Source organism: Metabacillus niabensis (assembly GCF_902829255.1).
Classification (GTDB): Bacteria; Bacillota; Bacilli; order Bacillales; family Bacillaceae; genus Metabacillus; species Metabacillus niabensis.
The window spans coordinates 1-3,577 of sequence record NZ_CADEPK010000331.1 but is presented as its reverse complement, the minus strand read 5'-3'; the positions used below and the strand labels follow the sequence as shown (position 1 = coordinate 3,577).

Genomic DNA, 3,577 nt, shown 5'->3' with positions numbered 1-3,577 from the left:
ATCTATGCTTTATATGAGAGATTTAATGGATACATCATTGTAAATAAAGGAGTGCTAAAGGTAAAAAACAAATAGAACCGATTACTTTACTCTAACTTTTTATCTACTTCGATTGCGAATGAATGATAGTCATATTTAATTTGTTCATTCATGATAAGAAACAGTAAAATTCTAGGAAGAAAGCAGGAATATTATGTTAGATATATTGTGGTATTGCTACTTAGGTTTTTTAGCAATAGCTGCTATTGGAATACTCATCACCGGTTATAAAAAACCTTTTGCTATTCTAGATTTTATCATTTCCATCATAACCTGGATTGGTTTATTTGGTTACGTTACGAATAAACCAATTCTTTTTCCTTTTGTATGGAAAATTGTATTTGTAGCTGGGCTATTATGGGATGTTTACTTTAGTTTCAAAAAGTTTAATGAAGAGGTAAACGATGATGATGAAACACCTAAGTCCATTAAATTTTGTATTATTGGGATTACATTTATAATCTTAATCGGACCGCTATACTTTGGCTTATTTCATTATGCATTTAAGTAAGCAATCATTATTTCTCATTATCCCCAGCGATCTTAAGGGAGTACTTTATTTTTTGACCCTATTTTTGCATTATCAAAACTTAAGAGGTGAAATGCTATGATTAAAAGATTATTTAATAAGAGTGATAAATATAAAGTATTCTGGGATTGGTTTTTACACGTCTCTGATGATTTTTTCGATCTTAATGAAGAAAATTATGAACTTCTTTTTAAAAGGCTCACTAAACAGCTATCAAGGGTTAATAAAGATTTAACATATGAATTTAGTGCTGAATTAGTTGATGGGAAACGTGAATTCATTATTAGTGCAGATGGAATTTATTCAGCGTTTTCAGATGTAATAAACCTTGCAGAAGCAGCTCCCGATATTGAAAATTTTAAGATTATTGCGTTTCGTCAAAGAGGAGAAGATTTTAAGATTCAATTTAATGAAGTTGAACTAGATCCTCTCAATGTTTCTTTTTCGTATGAGATTCAAGACAATCTTATTCATTTAGTCTTATACATGAAAGATTATGACCCTAATAACGAAGACTGGGAAGGTGCTGCCTTTATCCTTCTTGATACTATAATTGGTGAATATGATACTGTTACTAAAATTGGAGAAATTGAATTTAGTACTTTTCAAGAGAGCACACTTTCTAGACCTATAAAAGAACTGCCTGACCTTGTTGATAGTATATAAGATTCTCCGAGGTCTCTAGCAGGAGTCTTCTTTTTAACCTTTATAGTTGAAATAAGCGCTATCCTTGTTCTAGGATAGTGCCCAATTCTGAATAAGCACATATCTTTTTTTTGCCTAGTATCAAGAAACAAACAACAGCATAGCTTCATCTTTAGTAGCTGTTATTCGAAAAAATTCTACTAAAGATTCAAAATTTTCTACTAGATATTCCTTATCTTCTTCCGTCCATTCTCCTTCAAATGGATAAATATCAAGCTTATTCATATCTTTTACTTTGTAACGAGAAGTAAAATCTCTAACAGAAACTGATTCAAGTGCAGTTGCAATTTCTTTTACCTCTTCTACTTCTAAATACCTAAGAGGCCCATACCCAAGGTCATCACCAATTTCAGTTCCTCCAAAAATAGCTATACCTAATGTAGATTCAAAAGTCTGTTCTAAATCAGCAGTTCCAGTTAGCAAATAGTAAATCCCATGCCACGCTTTATCAATATCAAATTCTCTGTCTTCTAACTCCTCGTTTTCAAACACAACATCCTCGATTTCTTCCAGATGTGATTTTATATAACTTAGAAAATCTGTTGAAATACGTATATAGCATGCAACCATTCCCATATTTTTCACTCCAACTATGTAAATATAATTACTCTGTATATTGACTAAATGGTTCTATATCATATGTAATTACTTTTTAGAATAACTCCTAGATTGTGGAATATTATTTCCTGCTTAGGATATTGCCAGCAAGTCTAAAGCTATAATTTTCATAAACGCTACTTTATAATAAATTTAAGCTATAATCCCCTATAATATGACTATCCTAACTTTGGAGTTAACTCAAAGTCAACAAAAAAGGCTAAATGAAAACTTTACTATTTAAGGTAAAGTTCCCAATTAGCATCGCTCGTCAATATGAAATGTTTCCAATTATATTGGCTTTACCGAAGATGAATACTATTAAACTTATAAAGTTCTGAGAATAATTGGAAGAATAATGATTTCTCACTTTCCCGTTCCACATGTACTAATTGCATAAGCTTCATTACTTGATTTTCAAAGAAACATACAACATTCATTCAATATCATTTACTTTTAAGCAATACCAGACTTTTGTTTCGTTCTAGTTTCCTGCTTGTTAAAAAATTTCAAAGTATAATGTGTTCCAGCAATATAGATTCCCATATTAGATAGGTGGTCAATTAAAAACTTTATAGTAGAATGATCTGTGTACCAACCAAATGGGTTGTAAATGAATAGTTTAGATCCCATTTCTCCCTCGAAGGAAGAATGCACCCCGTAAGCAACAATTAATACTGCAAAAATACGCAGAACTATTTTATTTAGTCGATAAAGCAGAAGCAAATTTTAACAAATCAGCAGAAATTATAAGTGGAGAAATATACATCGGTGGCGGTAAAACAGAAGCAATGAATTTTATCGCCGAAACTTAAGATTTACTGAAGGATCATCCAGCTATTCAATTTCATTTATACAGCGGAAATGCAGATGATATTACGGATAAGTTAGACAGTGGATTATTAGACTTTGGTATCGTCATCGAACCAACAGATAGCGAAAATATGATTATATGCACTTACCAGCTAAAGATGTTTGGGGAGTATTAATGCGTAAAGATAGTCCATTGGCACATAAACCATCGATACAACCTAAGGATCTAATAGATAAGCCTTTAATCATCTCTCGTCAAACAACTGTCGATAATGAGCTATCCGGATGGTTTGGACAGAATGTTAAAAATTTAAATATTACTGGAACGTATAACTTACTTTATAACGCCGCACGAATGGTGGAAAAAACCTTGGATATGCCTTGTGTATAGATAAACTTATTAACACATCAGGAGATAGCAAACTATGCTTTAAACCTCTGCACCCTAAATTACATGCGGGATTAAATATTATCTGGAAAAAACATCAAGTATTCTCAAATGCAGCAAGTAAATTTTTAGATCAAATTCGATATAATATTGAAAAGTATAATCAAAATTCCTAATCTTAAAAATTTCAAGTTTAGGCATAATGGAATCCCTTTCAAATCCTCCCATTATGTTATTTTTTCGGAAAAATAAAGACCACCCGTGATAACGGGTGGTTTTCTCTGCGGCTGAAAGCCTTTGTTACTGACCAAACCCTAAAGGGCTTCTGAACGGTTCCCCATGTGTACTACTTCTACTGGCCAGACCTAAAAGGCCTTCAACTTACTTTCTTTTCTTTTTCTTTACCTCTTCACCTGTAAAAGGATCAATGTATTCCATCATACTTAATTGTTCTGCGACTATATCATCTTGAATTTGATTTCGTATATATTCTTCTATTACCTTCT

General features: G+C 32.0%; 4 protein-coding genes and 2 pseudogenes. 3 read left to right on the top strand and 3 right to left on the bottom strand.

Going from position 1 to position 3,577, the window contains the following annotated elements; genetic code table 11:
* The first annotated feature begins 193 nt into the window (after nucleotides 1–193).
* Together HU235_RS19065 and HU235_RS19060 are read left to right on the top strand one after the other, a co-directional pair.
* Nucleotides 194–550 carry a hypothetical protein gene (locus HU235_RS19065; protein WP_174881241.1) on the top strand — a complete coding sequence of 119 codons (357 nt, stop codon included), beginning with the start codon at nucleotides 194–196 and terminating at the stop codon, nucleotides 548–550.
* Between the two features lie 96 nt (nucleotides 551–646).
* Nucleotides 647–1,234, top strand: coding sequence for a hypothetical protein (locus HU235_RS19060; protein WP_174881240.1), 588 nt, complete (start codon nucleotides 647–649; stop codon nucleotides 1,232–1,234).
* Nucleotides 1,235–1,354: 120 nt separating this feature from the next.
* On the opposite strand, the gene HU235_RS19055 is transcribed toward HU235_RS19060, so the two are convergent.
* A complete protein-coding gene (locus HU235_RS19055; protein WP_174881239.1) occupies nucleotides 1,355–1,849 on the bottom strand; it encodes a YfbM family protein in 495 nt (164 codons plus the stop codon).
* A 477-nt stretch (nucleotides 1,850–2,326) separates the two neighbouring features.
* The gene (locus HU235_RS19050; protein ID WP_174881238.1) at nucleotides 2,327–2,503 is read right to left on the bottom strand and encodes a hypothetical protein; all 177 of its coding nucleotides are present in this window, start codon (nucleotides 2,501–2,503) and stop codon (nucleotides 2,327–2,329) included.
* Between the two features lie 41 nt (nucleotides 2,504–2,544).
* Between HU235_RS19050 and HU235_RS25140 the strand changes: the two are divergent.
* Nucleotides 2,545–3,247, top strand: a pseudogene (locus HU235_RS25140) (LysR family transcriptional regulator substrate-binding protein); the annotation flags it as partial.
* Between the two features lie 205 nt (nucleotides 3,248–3,452).
* On the opposite strand, the pseudogene HU235_RS25135 reads toward HU235_RS25140, so the two are convergent.
* Nucleotides 3,453–3,577: pseudogene (locus HU235_RS25135) on the bottom strand (IS200/IS605 family transposase); the annotation flags it as partial.